General features: G+C 32.0%; 18 protein-coding genes. 2 read left to right on the forward strand and 16 right to left on the reverse strand.

Annotated elements, in window-relative coordinates; genetic code table 11:
• Positions 1-15 precede the first annotated feature (15 nt).
• The 14 genes from hisC to J3S90_RS16125 all read right to left on the reverse strand — a co-directional run bounded on the left by hisC (position 16) and on the right by J3S90_RS16125 (position 15,936).
• Positions 16-1,065, reverse strand: a complete 1,050-nt coding sequence (gene hisC / locus J3S90_RS12915) for a histidinol-phosphate transaminase (protein ID WP_188050992.1) — start codon at positions 1,063-1,065, stop codon at positions 16-18.
• A complete protein-coding gene (gene hisD, locus J3S90_RS12920) occupies positions 1,055-2,347 on the reverse strand; it encodes a histidinol dehydrogenase (RefSeq protein ID WP_210646551.1) in 1,293 nt (430 codons plus the stop codon). The genes hisC and hisD overlap by 11 nt, the downstream gene beginning before the upstream one ends.
• 101 nt (positions 2,348-2,448) lie before the next feature.
• Complete coding sequence (gene hisG / locus J3S90_RS12925; protein ID WP_210646552.1) at positions 2,449-3,306, reverse strand: ATP phosphoribosyltransferase; 858 nt, start codon at positions 3,304-3,306, stop codon at positions 2,449-2,451.
• Positions 3,307-3,563: 257 nt separating this feature from the next.
• Positions 3,564-4,058, reverse strand: coding sequence for a hypothetical protein (locus J3S90_RS12930; RefSeq protein WP_210646553.1), 495 nt, complete (start codon positions 4,056-4,058; stop codon positions 3,564-3,566).
• Between the two features lie 63 nt (positions 4,059-4,121).
• The gene (locus J3S90_RS12935) at positions 4,122-5,240 is read right to left on the reverse strand and encodes a VIT1/CCC1 transporter family protein (RefSeq protein WP_210646554.1); all 1,119 of its coding nucleotides are present in this window, start codon (positions 5,238-5,240) and stop codon (positions 4,122-4,124) included.
• A 15-nt stretch (positions 5,241-5,255) separates the two neighbouring features.
• Positions 5,256-6,371: an efflux RND transporter periplasmic adaptor subunit gene (locus tag J3S90_RS12940; protein WP_210646555.1), complete on the reverse strand. Its 1,116-nt coding sequence runs from the start codon at positions 6,369-6,371 to the stop codon at positions 5,256-5,258.
• 10 nt (positions 6,372-6,381) lie between these two features.
• Positions 6,382-10,716, reverse strand: coding sequence for a CusA/CzcA family heavy metal efflux RND transporter (locus J3S90_RS12945; protein WP_210646556.1), 4,335 nt, complete (start codon positions 10,714-10,716; stop codon positions 6,382-6,384).
• Positions 10,717-10,783: 67 nt separating this feature from the next.
• Positions 10,784-12,169 carry a sensor histidine kinase gene (locus tag J3S90_RS12950; protein ID WP_210646557.1) on the reverse strand — a complete coding sequence of 462 codons (1,386 nt, stop codon included), beginning with the start codon at positions 12,167-12,169 and terminating at the stop codon, positions 10,784-10,786.
• A gap of 5 nt (positions 12,170-12,174) precedes the next feature.
• Positions 12,175-12,837: a response regulator transcription factor gene (locus J3S90_RS12955; RefSeq protein WP_188051000.1), complete on the reverse strand. Its 663-nt coding sequence runs from the start codon at positions 12,835-12,837 to the stop codon at positions 12,175-12,177.
• A 29-nt stretch (positions 12,838-12,866) separates the two neighbouring features.
• Positions 12,867-14,246 (reverse strand): DUF3570 domain-containing protein, encoded by a 1,380-nt coding sequence (locus J3S90_RS12960; protein WP_210646558.1) that lies wholly within the window; start codon positions 14,244-14,246, stop codon positions 12,867-12,869.
• A gap of 44 nt (positions 14,247-14,290) precedes the next feature.
• Positions 14,291-14,503 carry a DUF4266 domain-containing protein gene (locus J3S90_RS12965; protein WP_188051002.1) on the reverse strand — a complete coding sequence of 71 codons (213 nt, stop codon included), beginning with the start codon at positions 14,501-14,503 and terminating at the stop codon, positions 14,291-14,293.
• 15 nt (positions 14,504-14,518) lie between these two features.
• The gene (locus J3S90_RS12970; RefSeq protein WP_210646559.1) at positions 14,519-15,502 is read right to left on the reverse strand and encodes an FAD:protein FMN transferase; all 984 of its coding nucleotides are present in this window, start codon (positions 15,500-15,502) and stop codon (positions 14,519-14,521) included.
• Positions 15,499-15,675, reverse strand: coding sequence for a hypothetical protein (locus J3S90_RS16120; RefSeq protein ID WP_317192545.1), 177 nt, complete (start codon positions 15,673-15,675; stop codon positions 15,499-15,501). The genes J3S90_RS12970 and J3S90_RS16120 overlap by 4 nt, the downstream gene beginning before the upstream one ends.
• Positions 15,676-15,687: 12 nt before the next feature.
• Positions 15,688-15,936, reverse strand: coding sequence for a thioredoxin family protein (locus tag J3S90_RS16125; protein ID WP_317192546.1), 249 nt, complete (start codon positions 15,934-15,936; stop codon positions 15,688-15,690).
• Between the two features lie 161 nt (positions 15,937-16,097).
• Between J3S90_RS16125 and J3S90_RS12980 the strand changes: the two genes are divergently transcribed.
• A complete protein-coding gene (locus tag J3S90_RS12980; RefSeq protein ID WP_210646560.1) occupies positions 16,098-18,197 on the forward strand; it encodes an LTA synthase family protein in 2,100 nt (699 codons plus the stop codon).
• 290 nt (positions 18,198-18,487) lie between these two features.
• Here J3S90_RS12980 and J3S90_RS12985 read toward each other — a convergent pair whose 3' ends face one another.
• On the reverse strand, positions 18,488-19,486 hold the full coding sequence (locus J3S90_RS12985; protein WP_210646561.1) for a zinc dependent phospholipase C family protein: 999 nt from the start codon (positions 19,484-19,486) through the stop codon (positions 18,488-18,490).
• Positions 19,487-19,584: 98 nt separating this feature from the next.
• Between J3S90_RS12985 and J3S90_RS12990 the strand changes: the two genes are divergently transcribed.
• On the forward strand, positions 19,585-20,325 hold the full coding sequence (locus J3S90_RS12990) for a YoaK family protein (RefSeq protein WP_210646562.1): 741 nt from the start codon (positions 19,585-19,587) through the stop codon (positions 20,323-20,325).
• On the opposite strand, the gene J3S90_RS12995 is transcribed toward J3S90_RS12990, so the two are convergent.
• Positions 20,318-21,295: a YeiH family protein gene (locus J3S90_RS12995; RefSeq protein ID WP_210646563.1), complete on the reverse strand. Its 978-nt coding sequence runs from the start codon at positions 21,293-21,295 to the stop codon at positions 20,318-20,320. The genes J3S90_RS12990 and J3S90_RS12995 overlap by 8 nt on opposite strands.
• Between the last annotated feature and the right edge of the window lie 2 nt (positions 21,296-21,297).

The following is a 21,297-nucleotide window of genomic DNA, read 5'->3' on the forward strand; positions in this document are numbered from 1 at the left end:
CCATCAAATCTCTATTTAAATTTCTTTTAAAGCCTCTATCAATTTGTTGTTTTCTACTTCAGTTCCAACAGTTAGACGCAAACAATTGTCGCATAAAGGCTGTGTAGTTCGGTTCCGGATTACGATCCCTTTATTAATTAAATCATTGTATCTTTTATTGGCATCATCCACTTTTATTAAAATAAAATTAGCCTCTGTTGGATAGATTTTATCGACAAAATTTATATTAAGTAATACTTTAAGTAAATTTTCTCTTTGCTCTACAATAGAAGTAATTTCATTTTTTATTTTTTCAGAATAATCCAATCTTTCTAAAGCTCTTTTTTGGCTTAATTCATTAACATTGTAAGGAGGTTTTATTTTGTTCAAAACTGAAATAACTTCAGTTGAACCATAACAAATACCCAATCGGATTCCTGCTAAACCATACGCTTTTGATAGCGTTTGCGTAATTATTAAATTGGGATATTCATCCAACTCATTGATCCAACTTTCTTTTTGAGAAAAATCAATATAGGCTTCATCAATTACGATTAATCCTTTAAAATTTTGTAAAAGATAGGCAATACTTTCATCAGAAAAAGAGTTTCCTGTTGGATTATTAGGCGAACACAAAAAGATAATTTTAGTATTTTCGTTAACCGCAGCCATTATTTTTTCAATTTGAGGCTGAAAATCCTCTGAAAGTAACACTTCCTTATTTTCTACCGCATTAATGTTGGCTAAAACTCCATACATGCCGTAAGTTGGCGGTAATGTGATTACATTATCCTTATTAGGTTCGCAGAAAGCTCGGAATAACAAGTCCAATACTTCGTCACTTCCATTTCCCAATAAAATTTGGTTCAATTTTACATTTTTCTGTTTTGCTAAAATTGCTTTCACACTCTTTTGTTGTGGATCAGGATATCGATTTACTCCATTTTCAAATGGATTTTCATTGGCATCCAAGAAAGTCATATCAGCAGTGTTAAAATCTTCAAATTCATCGCGAGCAGAAGAATAGGGTTTTAATACCTTTACATTTGCTCTTACAATAGTATTTATGTCAAAATTATTTTTCATTTTCAATCGCTTTTAATCGTAAAGTAACTGCGTTTTTATGCGCTTGCAATCCTTCGGCTTCTGCCATTATTTCTATTGCTTTTCCAATATTCAAAATTCCTTGTTTTGATATTTTCTGGAAAGTCATCGCTTTTGTAAAACTATCTAAATTTACACCGCTATAATTCTTAGCATAACCATTTGTTGGTAAAGTATGATTTGTTCCAGAAGCATAATCTCCTGCACTTTCTGGAGTATAATTGCCAATAAATACCGAACCAGCATTCTGGACACCATTGCTATAAAAATCATCAAATTCAGAACAGATGATAAAGTGCTCCGGACCATATTCATTAATTAATTCTAATGCAATTGTATCATTTTCTACAAATATCAATTTAGAATTTGCAATGGCTTTTTCGGCAATATTTTTTCTTGGAAGTATCTCGAGTTGTAATTGGATTTGCTTTTCAACCGCATCAATTAGTTTTTTTGATGTAGAAACTAAAATCACCTGACTATCAGTTCCGTGTTCTGCTTGGGATAATAAATCGGAGGCAACAAAAGCAGGAACAGCAGTATCATCAGCAACAACTAATAATTCTGATGGACCTGCCGGCATATCGATTGCTACGCCAAATTGTGTTGCTAATTGTTTGGCTACCGTTACAAATTGATTTCCAGGGCCAAAGATTTTATACACTTTAGGAATGATTTCCGTGCCAAAAGTTAGTCCAGCAATTGCTTGTATTCCGCCCACTTTTAGAATTTTAGTTACCCCGCATAAACAAGCAGCATACAAAATAGCAGGATTTATTTTTCCGTTTTTATCTGGTGGCGAACATAAAACTACTTCATTACAACCGGCAATTTTAGCAGGAACAGCAAGCATTAATACCGTTGAGAATAAGGGTGCTGTTCCGCCAGGAATATACAAACCTATTTTTTGAATAGGTCGTTTTTCTTGCCAACAGTTAACTCCTTCTACCGTTTCTACACTTACGATATTTGTTTTTTGAGCAGCATGAAATTTTTCAATATTTGATTTTGCTAGTTGAATTGCGTCTTTTAATTCAGGGGAAATAGTTGCGATTGCTTCTTCAATCTCTGCTTTATAAACTTCAATATTTGCCACTGCAACACCATCAAAAAGAGAAGTGTATTTTGCAACGGCAGTATCCCCTTTTTTCTGAACTTCCCTAAAAATTTCTTTGACAGTAGCTTCAATATCATCTATCGTTTTTGTTGGTCTTTCTAAAATAGTAGACCAAGATGCTGGTTCTGGATTGTATATTTTGTTCATCTTTTTGTGGTTTAACCGCAAAGTTTGCATAGGTTTTCGCAAAGTTTGCTAAAGTATTTATTAACTGAGTTATTGAAACTCATAATTTCTATTTTATAATGCTAAAGAACCATTTTCTCAATTGGACAAACTAAAATCCCTTCGGCTCCAGCTTCTTTTAATTGATCAATAACATCCCAAAAAGTATCTTTATCAATTACAGAGTGCACACTACTCCAACCTTCTTGTGCTAACGGTAAAACAGTTAAACTTCTTAAAACAGGAAGTATTTTACCAATATCTTCGATTTTATCATTAGGAACGTTCATTAAAATATATTTTGATTTTCTAGCTCTCAAAACAGCTTCTATTCTGAATTTTAAAGTATCGATAATTTTTTGAGATTCTGGAGTTACTTTTGGAGAAACCGCTAATACTGCCTCACTTTTAAAGATAACTTCTACCTCTTTGAGGTTGTTTTTAAATAAAGTACTTCCGCTAGAAACAATATCAACGATTGCATCAGCAAGACCAATATTTGGCGCTATTTCTACTGAACCTGATATTTGGTGAATATCTACTGTTACGCCTTTCGAATTGAAAAAATCAAGAACTGTTTTAGGATATGAGGTTGCAATACGCATTCCGTTTAAGTCTTGAACCGAATTATAATCAAACGTTTTAGGAACTGCTACTGACACTTTGCATTTTGAGAATCCTAATTTTTGAATCACTTCTATTTCTCCGCCTTTTTCGACTAATAAATTGTCGCCAACAATTGCTATATCTACTACGCCGTCGATAAGGTATTGTGGAATATCTGAATTTCTTAAATATAAAACTTCTAAAGGAAAGTTAGAAGCTTCGGCCTTAAGTTGGTCTATTCCGTTATCGATAGATATACCAGCATCTTTAAGGATTTGAATGCTGTCTTCGTTTAAACGTCCTGATTTTTGAATTGCAATTTTTAAAGTACTCATTTTTTAATTATTTTTAAATTAATAGTTTGAGTACAGTAGAGAGTAATAAAAAACCCGTTTGATGTACTCAAACGGGTTCTGAAATATGATGATTTACATGCATACCATTAACACATCGCTTGAGAGCAATAATGAAAATGATGATGATGCAATTGATTGGTAAACATTTTTTTATTCTTTAATTAGAATTGATTTGCAAATATAAAAGATAATAAATTTATAAAGCAAATAAATTTGATAAAATAATTTCATTTATTTTATTCATCCTTTAAAGGTGTTGATTTTTCAGGAACTATAGCATTATTTTCATTTGTAGCTCTGATTTCAGTATGACGAATTTCACCACCAGAAGTGCCCACTAATTGTGCTACATAAACAGCTCCAATACCAACTATTACGGCTACTATAGAGATAAACTTTGCTTTTGCATGATTTTTTAAATTTAAAATAATTCCTAAAACTGAAATTCCTCCCAATAAATACAATACTATCGCTAACTTTTCTGCTATTTCCTCATGTTCGTGAATAATACGCTTTCCAATAGTTGGCATATCTTCGACCATTTCTTCGGCTCCTTCGCCTGTCGCCATACTAAATGCGGCAAAAATAGCAGCTACAATAAATAAGGCATAAGCTGTGTTTTTTACAGAATTATTTTTTAAAAATAGCCCAGCTATTAAAATTCCAAGTGCTAAAATCGTCCCAATGATTGGAAAATGATTTACTACTAAGTGCCAATGTGCATCATTCATATTATTGTAATTTAAGGTTTATAATTAATTTTTATTTTAGAAAACTCTATTGTATAAACGTTTTTATCCTGCCAACGAAACACCTATCAAAGAACCGATTCCGTAAGTTATTGCTGCAGCTGCTAAGCCAAAACCTACTTGTCTCAATCCAGAGAACATAACGCTTTTTCCGGTTAGTAAAGTGATGGCTGCTCCAATTCCAAAAAGTCCAATAACACTACTACCAATACTCAATAAAATAGCATTCTTACCTTCTAAAATCATAAATGGATATAAAGGAATAATAGCGCCAATAGAAAAAAGTACAAAAGAAGCAATGGCAGCTTCCCATGCTGAACCGCCTAATTCTTCTTTATCAATACCTAACTCTTCTGTTATAATAGCATCAATAGCTGTTTCATGACTTTCAAAAGCTTTGTCAGCTAATTTTTGTGCCTCAATAACATTCATTCCTTTGGCTTGGTACAGTAAAACCAATTCCTTTTTCTCTTCTTCTGGAGACGCTAATAGTTCTTCAGTTTCTAAGTCAATTTGTCGTTGGTTTAATTCTCTTGAGCTTTGCACAGAAAGCCATTCACCCAAAGCCATCGAAATCGCTCCTGCCAAAAGTCCAGCAATACCCGTTAACAAAATGGTATTATTAGAAACTGCAGCACCAGCAACTCCCATTACCAAACTCATATTAGAAACCAAACCATCATTAGAACCTAAAACTGCTGCTCGAAGTGCATTTCCTCCAACTGATTTATGACGACTTTCAAATTTTGATAAAAAACCTCCTGAAACATTCAGTGCGGCATTATTATTTACAGCTTCTATGATTTTGAGGTGATTGTGTTCAAAACCCGTTGGCTTTTCACCATTTTCAATTTTATTTTTGACTGCGTTTACTGCAAATTGCTTTTCAACACTAGACAGACTACTAATTATCGAACTATAGCCAAAAATTTTACCTAGCTTCAATTGTAGTTTTGCTCTTGAAGAGGGCATTGGCATTTGATACTTAGAATCAATGGTCAAAACTTTATCAAGCATATTTTGGGCATGCCCTTTCTCGATTTGGGATAAACTTTGTAAAACTCTATTCAGATTATCGTCAGATTGAATAGCAGCGATGCTATCGTATAAAAATGCAGTATCCACTTCTGTCTGTAATTGATCTTTTAGTTTATTTAAACCCATGTTGTTTGCTATAAATTAGTTAGTCAAATCAAAAACACCTTTTGTCAAAATTTTTGATTCCGCATTAATTACTGAATTTGGTATTATTTCAACAAATTTCTCCGATTTCTCTCCTATCATAACGCTTACTTTTTTGAATGAATAACCGTCTTTTTGATTCTGTAATAAAAGTACGAAATTTTTATTGTTCTCGGTTATTAATGCATCCGAAGGAATGGCTAATCCTTTTTTAGAGTCCACAATAATTTGAGCTTCAACAAACATTCCTGTTAGTAATTTTTGCTTAATAGCATCGTCTAAATGTGCATGTATATTTATGGTTCTATCATTACCTTCGATTGATTTTCCAACTAAATGCACTTCTGCATTAAAAAGTTCTTTTGAAGCTTCTGGAACTTTAAAAGTGATTTTTTGACCAATCTTAACTTTCAAAATGTCTTTTTCAAAAACGGCTAACTCTAAATGCAAGTGATCTGTATCAACAATTTCCAGAATTACATCTGATGGTGCGACAAACATTCCTACGTTAGCATTCATTATCACAATATCACCGGATATAGGAGAAAAAATAGTAATTGTCGAAGTTAAGTTACCTTGTTCTACACTTTTAGGATTGATGTTCAAAAGCATTAATTTGGCACGTAAGCTTTGGTGCATGGCTTTTGCTCTTTTATAATCACTATCGGCTTTTAAATAGTTTTTTTGAGACGTTATTTTTTCGTCGAATAATGTTTTTTGACGATCATATTCTGATTTTAAGAAAGTTAATTGCTCTGCTACTTCCATATAATCTTTTTGAATATCTAAAAACTCTGTGCTTTGTAAGACTAATAAGGCCTGTCCTTTTTTAACTTTATCACCCACTAAAAGTGTAGTCGATTTTACATATCCGCCCATAAAAGTGGTTACTTTTGCACGATTTTGTGGAGGAACATCAATTTTTCCAGCAGTTTTCACTGTTACATCAAAATCTTGTTCTGTTGGAGTACCAATTTCCATTGCTGAAGATTGAAATTGAGCCTTGGTTACAGTCGTTAAATCATCATCCTTGGGAGCTACTTGTTCGGTTTTAGATTCTTTGCAAGAGAATAAAACAACTGCTAAAGTAGCTATATATAGTATTTTTTTCATTGTAATGGTATTAAAAATTTAAGTATTGTAAATCTAATTGCGTTTGGTTGAATTGTAAAATTGTATCTAAATAATCAACTTGAATGGTTGTCGCGTTTTCTAAACTTTGTATGTATTGAAAAAAATCGATTTCGCCATGTTTAAAACTACTATTTGCTACTTTTATAATCTCATCTGATAATTTTTTACCGTACAAATTGTAGTAATTTATTGCTTCTTGATATTTGGCTAATTCATTTGTTTTTTGATTCATGTATTGTTCTATTTTTGAATCTTCATTTTGTTTTTGCTGTTCCCAACTTTGCAGTTCTAATTGTGCAACTTTAGCTTTAGAAACATTTCCCGAAAATAATAATGGAATACCAATACCAACATGAAAACCGTATAAAGATTGTGATATACCGCTATTTTTACCTTGAAAAAAGTCTAAATTAATATCTGGTAACCACGATTGCTTATGTAAATCTATTTGAGTTTTATAATTTTTAGTAATACTTTCTAAATAAGTAGTATAAAATGATTTACTTGTACTATCGCTTAAATTATTTAGAACTGTTATTTCACTATTATTTATTACCGTTATTTCATCATTTTGTACTAAAGATTGCAATACGTCATACTGTGCTTTTTTATCTTTATCGATTTGAGAAAGCTTAGTTTTTATTTGTCTAAACTTAGCTTGAGCAGTAATTTTTTCCAGATAATTAGTCTCTCCTAATTCAAAGCGTCTATCACTTGCTTTAGAAAAATTTTGATATAAACTGTCTAAATACTGATACAATTTTTCCTGATGTTGTAGATATACAATATGCTGATACGATTTTGAAACGGCTAATGAAAGTTTATTTTTCTGAATTTCGAAATTGGCTTTTTCTTTTTCATATTCAGACGAATACACTTTTTTCTGTGCGCCGTAAACGGTTGGAAAAGAAAAGCGTTGTTGCACTCCAAAAACTTTTAAAGGCTGATCATTCATCGCTAAATTATTCTGATCATAACTGTAATATACATTTGTTTTATCAAAGGTGTATGCCGTTTTAATATTAGCCTGCGTTTTATCAACTTGTAACTGTGCCGCTTTTATTCCTTTGTTATTCTGAATTGCTTTTGATAATAAACCCTCTAATTCTGCATTTGAATTTTGTGAAAAAGTAAATGAAGAAAATAATAAAAATAAAATAATATAAGTACCACTTTGATGTTTTTTAAACTTAGGTTTTTTAAATTCTTTACTATCAAAAACCTTGTACAAAATAGGTAGTACAATCATTGTTAAGATTGTTGCTGTAAATAAGCCACCAATTACCACAGTTGCAAGAGGACGCTGAACTTCTGCACCAGCTGATGACGAAATGGCCATCGGTAAAAATCCTAAGGCAGCCGCAGCAGCTGTTAATAAAACAGGACGCAATCGATCTGTGGTTCCTTTCAAAATTAATGCATCGATATCTTTCATGCCTTGGTGTTTGAGTTCTTTAAAATGTTCAATTAATACAATTCCGTTTAGAACTGCAATTCCGAAAAGGGCTATAAACCCAACTCCTGCTGAAATACTAAAAGGTAAATCTCGAATCCATAAAAATAAAACGCCACCAACTGCCGATAATGGAATAGCGGAATAGACCATTAAGGCTTCTTTTACAGAACCAAAAGCAAAATATAATAGAACAAATATCAAAAATAAGGCAATTGGAACAGCAATCATTAAACGGGCTTTGGCACTTTGTAAGTTTTCAAACTGTCCACCATATTTTACATAATAACCGGCAGGCAGTTTAATGTCATTATCAACAACTTTCTGAATGTCCATCACTACACTTTGTAAATCGCGGTTTCTAACGTTGATTCCTACTACAATTCTTCGGTTGGTATTGTCTCTCGAAATCTTCGCAGGACCTTCTGTATATTCTATTGAAGCGAGTTCTTGTAACGGAATTTGTTCACCATTTGGCGTGGAAACGTATAAATTACGTAAATCCTCAATATCGTGACGATTTTCTTGATCCAAACGAATAACCATATCAAAACGTTTTTCGCCTTCAAAGACATTTCCAACTGTTTTTCCGGCAAAGCCAAGAGCAATCATTTCGTTTAAATCAGAAATATTAAGTCCATAGCGTGCAATTTTAGAGCGATCATAAACTACCGACATTTGAGGCAAACCTTCCGTTTTTTCAATAATTATATCCGAAGCACCTTCTACTTTAGCAATCGCTTTTTTGATTTCATGTGCTTTTTTGGCTAAAACATTTAAATCTTCACCAAAAACTTTTACCGCTACATCAGATCGAGTACCAGAAATTAATTCATTAAAACGCATTTCAATTGGCTGAGTAAATTCAATTTCCATGTTTGGAATTTCTTTTTCAATCGCTGATTTAATTTTATCGGCTAATTCATCTTTACTTTTCGCTGACGTCCATTGTGATTTCGGTTTTAATTTCACAATAACATCACTTTCCTCCATTGACATAGGATCAGTGGGAACTTCGGCAGCTCCAATTCTGCTGACTACTTGGGTCACTTCTGGGAAATTTTTAAGAATTATTTTTTCAATTTTAGTAGTTATGGCAATCGTTTTAGTTAATGATGTTCCTGTTTTTAAAACGGGTTGAATAACAAAATCTCCTTCATCTAAGGTTGGGATAAACTCACCGCCCATTGTTGCGAATAATCCGACAGCTAGCAATAACAATGCTAAAGCTCCGTACAATACTTTTTTTGTATTACCAATTGCCCAAGTAATTATTGGTAAATACCAAGAATTCAGTTTACGGATTAATTTGCTCGATATAGAATCTGGATTCTCTGGTTTTGGTTTTAAAAATAACGAAGAAACTACCGGAACATACGTAAAACAGAATATCATAGCGCCGAGTAAAGCGAAACTAAAAGTCATCGCCATTGGTCTAAACATTTTACCTTCGATTCCAGATAATGATAGTATTGGGATAAAAACTATCAAAATAATCAACTGACCAAAAATAGCCGAATTCATCATTTTTGAAGCGCTTTTATACGTGATTTGGTCAATTTCTAACTGACGCTCTTCTTTTTCAAGACCAACTAAATGAGCTGATTTACTGGCTATCTGAAAAGCAATAAACTCTACTATAATAACTGCTCCGTCAATTATAATTCCAAAATCTATAGCACCAAGACTCATTAAATTGGCATCTATACCAAAAATATTCATAAAGGAAATGGCAAACAACAAACACAACGGAATTACTGACGCTACAACTAATCCTGAACGCCAATTTCCTAACAATAAAATCACTACAAAAATTACGATTAAACAGCCTAAAATTAAGTTTTCCGCAACTGTAAAAGTTGTTTTACCTACTAATTCGCTTCGTTCTAAAAATCCATTAATATAAACGCCTTCAGGCAAGGATTTCTCGATTTCTGTCACTCTATGTTTTACATCATCTATGACTTGTTTAGAATTCGCTCCTTTAAGCATCATCACTTGACCCAATACTTTTTCGCCTTCTCCATTTCCGGTAATAGCTCCAAAACGGTTGGCGTGACCAAAACGAACATCTGCTACATTTTTAATATAAATAGGTAAACCATTGCTGTTTTTAACTACAATATTACCAATATCTTCTATAGATTTTACTTTACCTTCTCCGCGAATAAAATAACTTTGATTAACTTTTTCAATATAAGCACCACCGGCAATACTGTTATTTTTCTCCAGTGCTGTAAAGACATCGGTTGTCGTGATATGCATTGCTTTTAAACTCGAAGGATTAATTGCAATTTCATATTGTTTTAAATAACCGCCCCAGGTATTAATTTCAACCACTCCTTTTATACCTGATAACTGACGTTTTACTATCCAATCCTGAATGGTTCGTAAATCAGTAACGGTATAATTGTTCTTGAATTCTGGTTTAACTTCTAAAGTATATTGATAAATTTCGCCAAGACCTGTCGTAATAGGCCCCATTTCTGGAGTTCCAAAACCTTGCGGAATTTTCTCAGAAGCTGCTTTAATTTTTTCGGCGATAAGTTGTCTTGGTAAATAGGTTCCTAAACTTTCTTCAAAAACGATGGTAACAACAGATAAGCCAAATTTAGATATGGACCTAATTTCTTTTACACCGGGTAAATTTGCCATTTCAATCTCAACAGGATACGTAATATACTGTTCGATATCTTGAGTAGAAAGATTTCCAGAAGTGGTAATTACCTGAACCTGATTATTAGTAACATCTGGAACAGCACCAATCGAAATTTGAAATACAGATAACATACCGTATCCAAAAACGCCAAGGGTGAAAAGCAAAACAATGAGTTTGTTTTTTAAACTGAAAGCAATTATTTTTTCGAGCATTTTTTTATCTTATTTATACTTCAAAAGTACTATTAAAAGATAAGGTTATCCTTAAGAACTACTTAAGTTATGCTTCAAATAAACTTAAAATTACTTTTGTTCCCCTACTCTCTTCGCTGGTAATTGCTATTTCTATAGATAACAATGACGATAATCTTTTTACTATAGATAATCCTAAACCAGTTCCTTTTATTTCTGGGTGATCAGTTGATTTTGAACGATAGAAAGGATTAAAAATACGTTCTAAATCTTCTTTGGGAATCCCAATGCCAGAATCAATAATATGACATTCTATTTTGGATCTATTATTCATTATCTTGACCGATAAAGTACCATTACAATCGGAATATTTTAATGCATTTGAAATGAGATTGTTTATGACAATAGAGAACAAATAACTATCTGTTTCTGTGTAATAATCTTTTGAAAAATCAGTAGATACCGCTATTTTTTTGGATTGTATAGTTGAAGAATAGCGTGCAATAGTATCTAAAAAAATCGCATTCAAATATACTTTTTCTAATTTTAAAGTTTGTTTTTGGTTTTCAAATCGAGCCAAGAGCAATAATTGATCTACCAAGTGGTTTAGGCGGTCTACTTCATTTACACAAAAATTAATTTTTTCTTCGTATTCGGTGGCTTCTCTAGGCTTGCGTATCAAGACTTCTAAAGTTCCTTTAATTACCGTTAAGGGTGTTCTTAATTCATGCGATGCATCCGAAGTGAATTGCTTTTCTCTCTCAATAGCAGTTTCGATTCGGTCTAACAGACTATTAATTGTATTGGATAAAACAAACAATTCATCTCTGTTTTGAGGAATTGGAATTCGAGAAGTTAAATTATCCTTTGTAATAGTATTAGAAGTTTTAATAATCGAGTTTATTGGCTTAATACTTTTTCCTGCAATAAAACGAGCAATAAAGAAAAGCAAAATCAAAATTAAAGGATACGCAATACTCAAGATTTCTGCTAAATTTTGCAAAACCATCAAAGCTCCTTCTAATGACATAGCGATCATTACATAACCCACAATATTAGCGCCGTCATAAATTGGAACTTGAATTTGGCGAATTTTATTGCCTAATATTTTGGTATCAAATAACTCATTATCGTTCCTTTTCTTATCAAAAAACAGAAACTCATTTTTTAAGTTGGGAGACTTTTCAATAATAGCTCCATTTTTATCCAAAAACTGAATAAAAACGGGGTTTACATCAACCGTATTGTGTTCCCTTTCCTCCCATTCCTGCATGTGCATGAGATAAAACGTATTGTTTTTAACTTCAATTTCATTCAAATGATTCTTGACTTCTTTTGAAATATCAGTGTTAAGATGATTGTAAACACTTAATTTAACAATCGAATAAATCACAAAAAAAACTACAAAAATCAATAGTGCTGTAGTAATTATGTAATGAGAGGCGATTCTATTTTTAAAGGAAAGTTGCTGCATTTTATTTAGTCATTAGCAATATAGCCTACGCCACGAACAGTTTTGATGTAGTCTTCTTCTATTTTTAAATTTAATTTTTTGCGTATTCCATTCATGAAAACGTCAATAACGCCCGTGTCGTATTCAAAATGAATATCCCAAACATCTTCGATGATTTGCGCTCTGGTACATACTTTACCTTTATTTTTAACCAAATAAGAGAGTAACTCAAATTCGCGTTGTGTCAAGGCAACTTCATTTTGATTTACTGACACTCGATGTTTAGCATTGTCAATCTCTATCGTTCCAAGTTTTAGAATTTCATCTTCTTTTTGATTTCTAAAATGAATTTTGATTCGTTCTAGCAACTCATCAAAACTAAACGGTTTCTTAATATAATCATTGGCACCTGCTTTAAGTCCTTCAATAGTTTCTTGAACGGTATCTTTAGCTGTCAAGAATAAAATTGGAGTTTTTTCGTTTTTTAATCGAATCGCTTTACACAATTCTAAACCAGTCATTTTTGGCAGCATCCAGTCTAATAAAATTAAATCGAAATGTACTTTTTGAGTGATTTCGAAACCTTTTAAACCATCTGAAACGCTAGTAACTTGATACCCTTCTTCTTCTAATCCTTGTTTAAGGAATTGAACAATACCGGCTTCATCTTCTACTATTAATAGGTGCATAGTGTAAGTTTTTTTTGTAAATCTAAGCTTTATTGCATTATAAACTTGAAAGTAACTGTAGCAATATTAGCATTTAATTTATCACTTCGTTGATAATGGTTAAACCTAAAATCAATATTCTTTAGACCAAATCGCCATAATTTTGCAGCAGTAAAAATATCAGTATAATTAACCCCAAAACCATATTGATTCGCAAAAAAAGCTGCTAAATCAGCATCTGATGTATAAAAAGTTTCGGTAGATAAATGGGTTTCGTACGGAGCATAATATTTTGATGCGGTTTGTTTGTAATAACGATACATTGGGAAAATTGTAAATTTATCAGACAATTTTACAGGAAGTTCAATACTAGCTGTATGCGATTGAATGTTCCAATTGTCAGAATAAAAACGGTAATAGGTTCTTACAATAAAATGTTCATTGATGTAATAATTCAATCGAGCACCAATGGGAAGTTTAAAACGAGAATCTGGTAATCTTTCGATGTCATCAGCTAATTTATATACTCCAGTATTGCTTGCATTTTCATAATTGCTAATAGATTGTGCTTCTCCTATATAAAAATTGGCTTTATCCGCAAAGTACATACGATGATACGGTGTTGATAATAATCCTTGTTGTTGTAAAATATCAAAGAATACTGAAAATTGTAATTTCTTGGTCACAACTTGAGAAAATCCAAAAGAAGCAGAAAACGAATTTCTACTGACAGCACTTATCGTTTTGAATGCTGATGGAGAATAACCATTAGTTGCTTGTCCGTTTTGGTCTAAAACAGTTATTCCGCCCAGATAACCTTGATTGGTAAAGTTAGAACCGTATTTTGAATACTCTTCCAATTCTTTTGGATAGATTGGTCTCCATTGGTCTAAATAGGCATTAACTTTCAAGCTTAATTCTGTATTTTTTTCATTAAAAAGACTTGCAATTCCACCTCCAAAACCTACCGAAGTATAATCATATTCATTTGAAAATGATGCGTCTGCATTCCAGATAAAATTTCGAGAATCACTACTATGGCTGTAACTGGCAACCGCAGATACTAATTGGTCACTTTTTGAAGCTCCCGATGAAGCTTGCCAAGGTGTAGGTTTACCTCCCGAATCATAAGGATTTATATTACTTGAGGAAGCCGATGTATAAGCAGACAATCCTAAATCAATTGTTAAAATATCATCATCATTTAAAGGCATTGCGATAACTATATTAGAAGCAACATCGGTCAATTTTTCAGATCCTAATCCGCCAGATACAGCTGATCTTGATCCGTCTTGATTGTAATAACTAGCTAAAAAATCTACTTCAGTACTTTCTAAAACTCTCTTTTTAAAAGTTGGCGAAGTGGTTTTCTCTTGCGAAAAAACTGTTCCCGACAATAGGATAAAAAGAGCTACTATTTTTATTTTCATATTCTAAAGAATTGAAATTAATAATCCGAATTAATAATTAAAATTTAGTTGCAACCGCAACCACCGCCTGATTTTCCTCCGTTTGCACCAGCCGCTCCTTCTCGATAAACCTGAAAAGAAGTTTCATATCGTTCTGCTGTTCGGGCAGTGAGTTTCATATCAGGATCATTTATTTTTTCTTTTTCGTACTCTTTTACAGTGCTGCAAGCTTGTAAAAGAAAAAGTGCAAAAACTCCAAAGGTTATTTTCTTTATCATTTTAAATAATTTTATTTAATTATATTTTTGAACATCAATTCCTTTCGAAGCATGAATTTTGCCCTGATCATCAACAATAATACATTCTATCCCTTTAATTTGATTTACTAAATCCAGACCTACATCTACACCCATTACAAATATGCCTGTAGCCAAAGCATCAGCAATTTCGGTTTGCTTAGCAAAAACAGAAACACTAACCACTCCTTTTGCAGGATAACCTGTTCTAGGATCTATAATGTGTGAATATCGAATGCCATCAAAAATGACATACTTTTCATAACTACCAGAAGTTTCTACGGCACTATCCTCTAAAGGAAAAGTAGCAAAAATTTTATTTTTATTTAAAGGATTTACAATTCCAATGGTCCATAATTTACCATCGGGTTGTTTTCCCCAAGCATTAATATCTCCAGAAACATTTATAATTCCAGAAATACATCCTTTAGAAAATAATAAGTCTTTGACTTTATCAGCAATATATCCCTGACCTATTCCGCCTAAACCTAATTTCATTCCAGCTATTTTCAGGAAGATCGTTTGCTCTTTTTTATCTAGAATTACATTTTTGTATCCAATTTTTTCAACAGACTTTTTTATGGCTTCTTTAGTTGGCATGGTTTTCATGGTTCCGTCAAACTTCCATATTTTATCCATTGATGCGTAGGATATATCAAACGCACCATCGGTAATTTCTGAAATTTTAAGAGCTCTTGTTACCAAATCAAAAACTTCAGAATTTACTTTGACTGGTTTTATTCCAGCATTTCTGTTTACTTCTGAAATTGGCGTTGTCGGAATCCAATCGGAAATTAAATTTTCTATTCGTTTTGTTTCGGCCACAGCCATATCAATATATAGGTTAGCAGCAACAGTATCTTTTGCAACAGCAGTAACCTCAAATGGGCTTCCTAACATCCATAATTTTCGCTTATGGGCTATTTGCGAAAAAGCCGATAAGGAGAACAAGAATAAACCGAAGAAAACTATATTTTTCATTTTTTTTCGAAAGAGTGAAGGATTTGAATATACTCTTGAGGTGTAACATTTTTATAGCCCGTAATTCCCAATACTTTTCCGGAGGGATCTAAAAGTAAAACAAGCGGGAAATTTCCTTCTTTGTTATATCGTTCTGCTATTTTTTTATTCTCAGCAGTTAATTCTAATGACAATAAATTAGCTTTTTACTTTGGGAAATCAGCTTTGTACAAGATCCAGTTTTCAGTTGCTTCCTTATTAAATTCTTCTGATTTCCAAATGGTTTTGTCTAATTTTATGCAAGGTGCACACCAATCAGAGCCAGAGAAAACAAGCAAAATATTTTTATTTTCTGTCACTGCTTTTTTCTGAGCTTCAACAAAACTAGAATTCCAATTTTGAGAGTATCCTATTGTTCCTGTGAAAAGTAACAATAAAATTATTATTTTTTTCATCGCATTTGTTTTTTAGTATGGAATAAAATTATTCATTTTATTCTAAGTTAAAGTCAATCCAATTCTATCTTAAGCGAATATTAATTTTTATTAATAGATAAATTGAGTCCTAAAAAAATATGTTTAAAAATTAGTTATACTTTTGCCCAAAATACAATTATATGAATTTATCTAAAAAAGTCTCTCCGTTTTATTATTTGCTACTCTTTTATGTTGTAGTTAGCTTTATTTCAAGAATAATTCTTTTTTTTCATCCTATAACTCAAACCAGCTTTACGTTTAATGATACGGTTTCAGTTTTTCTATTTGGTTTTTTATCCGATTTTTTCATTTTTGTATTAATTAGTGGCTTTTTGTGGCTCTACCTTATTTTTATATCCAATAGTAAATATTACAAACCGTATGGATATATTATTTTCGGATTATTTATAGCATTATTCCTTTATATCCTTTCAGGAAAATCAGTACTAAATGAGTATGGTGGCGCTTTACCAAAAATTGGGTTAATCTTTGTAGGTTTAAAAACGTTCCTATTTGGATTACTTCTTTTTTTACCAAAATACAGAAATCAAATACGTTTTTGGTTGTTCTCTTTTGTAATTTTCCTTTATGTGGTTTTAATTCTACAAAATGCAATTAGCGAGTATTTCTTTTGGAATGAATTTGGTGTCAAATACAATTTTATAGCGGTAAACTACTTGATTTATACCAACGAAGTTATTGGTAATATTATGGAATCGTATCCTGTAATTCCAATATTTTCAGGATTATTTATCATTGCAGGTTTAGTTACTTATTTTATTGTAAAAAAATCAAAAGTATATATCGAAAGTATTCCAACTTTTATAGAAAAATTAAAAATATCCGGAATTTACATGGTACTTTTTGCCTTGTCTTTGTTTGCCATTCCGGCATTAGCGAGTAGAGAAAATGCACAGAATATTTTTGCAAACGAACTGCAAGCGAACGGAATTTACAAATTCTATTTGGCTTTCATGAACAGCGAATTGGATTATTTTAAATTCTATAAAACAGTTCCAAATAGTGAAGCTTATGCCGAATTAAAGCAACAATTACCAGCAATTTCCGGCGAAACCACTTTAAGACAAATAAAAAGCGAAGCAGATGAAAATCACAAAAATGTAGTGCTGATAACCATTGAAAGTTATAGTGCTGAATTTATGAAAATGTATGGTAATGAGCAAAATATAACTCCTTTCTTAGATAGTTTGGCAACAAAAAGTTTAGTTTTTTCTAACCTTTATGCGGTAGGAAATAGAACTGTTCGTGGTCTAGAAGCCGTTACTTTATGTTTTCCTCCAACTGCTGGCGAAAGTGTAGTAAAAAGAAAAGACAATAAAGATAAATTCTCCACTGGAGCAATTTTTAAAGAAAAAGGCTATGATGTGAAATATATGTATGGTGGTGATGCCTTTTTTGACAATATGGAAGACTTTTTTGGAGGAAATGGATACGATATTGTAGATAAAAAAACATTTGCACCTAGCGAGATTACCTTTGCCAATATTTGGGGAGTTTGCGACGAAGACATGTACAACAAAGCCATTAAAATTATGGACAAAGAAGCAAAATCTGGAAAACCCTTTTTTAATCATATCATGACCGTAAGTAATCACAGACCGTTTACGTATCCTAATGGGAAAATTGATATTCCTGGAGATGCAAAATCGCGTGATGGAGGTGTAAAATATACGGATTATGCGATGAAGAAATTCTTTGAAATGGCCAAGAAACAACCATGGTTCAACAATACGGTATTTGTTATTGTTGCGGATCACTGTGCCTCTAGTGCAGGTAAAACAGAACTTCCTGCTGACAAATATAGAATTCCAGCGATGATTTATAGTCCTGGCTTTGTAGAGCCTCAATATTACAATAATATAATGTCACAAATTGATGTAATGCCAACGGTTTTAGGATTATTAAATTTTAATTATCAAAGTAAGTTTTACGGACAAGATGTTTTAAAATCAGATTATAAGCCAAGAGCGTTGATTGCTACCTATCAAGATCTGGGATTAATTAAAGATAATGTTCTAACAATTATTTCGCCAAAACAAACAGTCAAACAGTTTCAATTGACTTTAAAACCAAACCAAAAAGTAGCGCCAGAGTTCCAGATTTTCTATGATCAAGTACCAATGAAAACAGAAAGAACAGATTTAGTAAATGAAACTATTTCCTATTATCAAACTGCTTCGGATATCTTAAAAAATAAGAAGTATCAAAAAATCAATTAGCATAAAAAACGGGTGAGATTTGTATCTCACCCGTTTTCTTTTGTATTAAATCTGATAAGACTTTATATTATTATTGATTTGAATTTCTAAAAATACAAAAACAAATTAGAAAAATTTACATGAATAAATTAGTAGATAAATATATACTTGCACGCAATTAAACTGAACGGAATAATGCTTTCTTTTGGTGTTTTTTTAGCAAAAAAGCAGATCAGTTCCAGAAAATTTTTAATCATAAAAAAACGGCTGAAATTTAATTCTCAGCCGTTTTTTTATGTAATATGCTTATTTTATTCTTTATCGTAGACTAAACCAAAAAGTTTACCTTGTTCGAAAGTTTTTAAATCTTTTTTCAAAAATTTATGATTGCGTTTAGTAAGCTCATTTGTGTCTAGTTTACTCAAATCTGGTTTTCCAGCATTTACCCAAGCAGTGTACCAAAAACTAGCAGTTACTGTAATTGCTTTTTTCATTTGATTTTCTACCATTCCGTTTAATTCTTGATGAAATCTCCCTGCATATTCATCCGAATACAACATACCTCCGTATTTGTTTTTTACAACTGCTCCATCGGAATCCGTAACATACATTTTATTTTCGGGAGTAGCTGTTCTTAGTTTTTTATCGGCAGCTAAAAGAGGCTCAACCAAACTATGTGTATCTGCCATTAATTCCCAAATTGCAGCATCTACGTTTTCAAGATATTTTCCTTGTGGAACATTTAATTTATAATCTTTTACAAATAATTCTGGTAAACGACTTTCCCACAAAGAGTGTATTCCTTTTTGATTAGTATTTTGTCCGTCATGATTGTCAGAAGTGTGCAAAGGCATGTGTGCATCTGCAATATAATGACCTAAATCAGCAGCAATAAACAATATTTCGTTCTTTCTCTTATCTTTGAAAGCCTTTGTTAATTTGGACATCATATCTTGAATATGCCAAGGTAATATGCCATTTTTGTCTAAAAATTTATCATCATATTTCTTCTTAGCTTCTTCCATGGTCTTTGGAAAAGTAGCAACATCACCAAAATTTTCCATATCAAAATAATGACGAGAAGGTTCCATTTTATCATTTAAAACATTTCTTCTCAAATCTGGAACAGTAGATTCTTGAGTGATATAATCGATATGATTATAGAAAAAAGTCTGCAATGGAGCAGGAAGCGCTAAAACTGCGGCTCTATTAATTCGTTCGTGACCGATAACTCCCCATGAAATTACTAAAAAAGCAACTACAAGAGTAGATAAAGTGATAAGCGTAGGCTTAATTTTAAAATTTTTCATTAAATTTAGTTTTTAGAATTACAAATGTATTTCTTTAAATTGTTATTTTATAAAATTGGCATTTAAGATTCTGTTAATACTAAAGGAAAACCACAAATATGTTTCGACATCAAGGAAAAAACAGAACTTTTATTCATAATCTTCGTTTAGCCGTATTATTATCCTTTGTCGCTGGTCTTGTAAATATTACTGGAGTTTTATCAATACACACTTTAACTACCAATGTTACTGGTCATTTTGCCTACTTTGCAGAAGAAATAATGAAGCAGGATTATAATGCTGCATTTACATTTTTGGTACTCACTTTATTCTTTTTATTTGGAGCCTTTACTTCTAACTTTTTATCCGAATTAATCGCTAAGAAAAATTCTCATTTGTCACATGTAATTCCAATTTCTCTCGAAATGATCATTTTATTAAGTATCGCATTTTTTGGATCGCAATCTAACTTATCAAATAATGAAGGAAAATGGATAGCCTTTTTGATGCTATTTGCTATGGGAATTCAAAATGCTATGGTTACAAAAATTTCGCAATCTACCGTTAGAACTACTCATCTTACAGGACTTTTTACTGATCTAGGAATAGAATTATCTCAATTATTTTTCTATAAAAAGCCAGAAGAAAATAAAAAACTAAAAACAAGTATTTTTCTTAGATTATCTATAATTATTTGTTTTTTTATTGGATGCGTTTCTGGTGGTTTTTTATTTAATTTATTGCAATTAAAAACACTTCTCATAGCGGTTGTATTCCTTTTGATAGCTCTTTTGTATGATTATATCAGAATGCAGTTTCATGTTATTAAACGTAAAACATTGCGACATAAAATTAACTGAAATACATAATTGAAAATAAAGCAGCAGTTGCAATAAAAATCCATAACAAAACTCCTTGAATTAATGGTTTTACACCAACCGATTTTAAAACACTAAAGTTAAGCCCTGCTCCAATTAAAAACAAAGTTATTGTTAATCCAATTTTAGCAATATTTACTAAATAAGGTGCTACAAGAGCTATTTGCGGTACATAAGTATTCAATAGCATTGCAACAATAAACAGTCCAATAAAATACGGGATTTTTATTTTACTCGATTTATTTTTGAATAAAACCGATGTTAATAAAGCAACAGGAATAATCCATAATGCTCTAGCTAATTTTACCGTAGTTGCAATTTGCAAGGCTTCTGCTCCGTATTTATTTGCCGCTCCTACAACAGAACTCGTGTCGTGAATGGCAATGGCACACCACAAACCAAACTCTTGCTGGCTAAGATCTAACCAATGTCCAATTGCTGGAAATAAAAACAAAGCAATTGAATTCAGTATAAAAATTACTCCTAATGCAACGGAAGTTTGTTTCTCATCCGACTTAATTACGGGAGCAATCGCAGCAATGGCACTTCCCCCACAAATAGCAGTTCCGCAAGAAATTAGGTGAGAGGTTTTCTTTTCGATATTCAACCATTTTCCGATAAAGAAACCTAAAATTAAAGTACAAAATATTGATGCAACTGTAAAAATAAATCCTTCTTTACCAGCCGATAAAGCACTGTTAACGTTCATTCCGAAACCAAGTCCAACTACTGAAACTTGCAATAAAATGCTAGTCGCTTTATGATTGAGTTCTAAAAAAGGATGTCCTGAAAGATTAGCAACAACTAATCCCATCAATAAGGCAACGGGTGGAGAAATAAAACCGGAAAGACATAAAAGAGTTAATAGTCCGAAAATTATTTTTTGAAAAATTGGGCTAACTTTTAGAAAAGCAGCAGAATCTTTTTTAGGTGTTGTATTATGATTTTTCACAA

The sequence above is a fragment of the Flavobacterium flabelliforme genome, from assembly GCF_017948675.1.
Classification (GTDB): domain Bacteria; phylum Bacteroidota; class Bacteroidia; order Flavobacteriales; family Flavobacteriaceae; genus Flavobacterium; species Flavobacterium pygoscelis.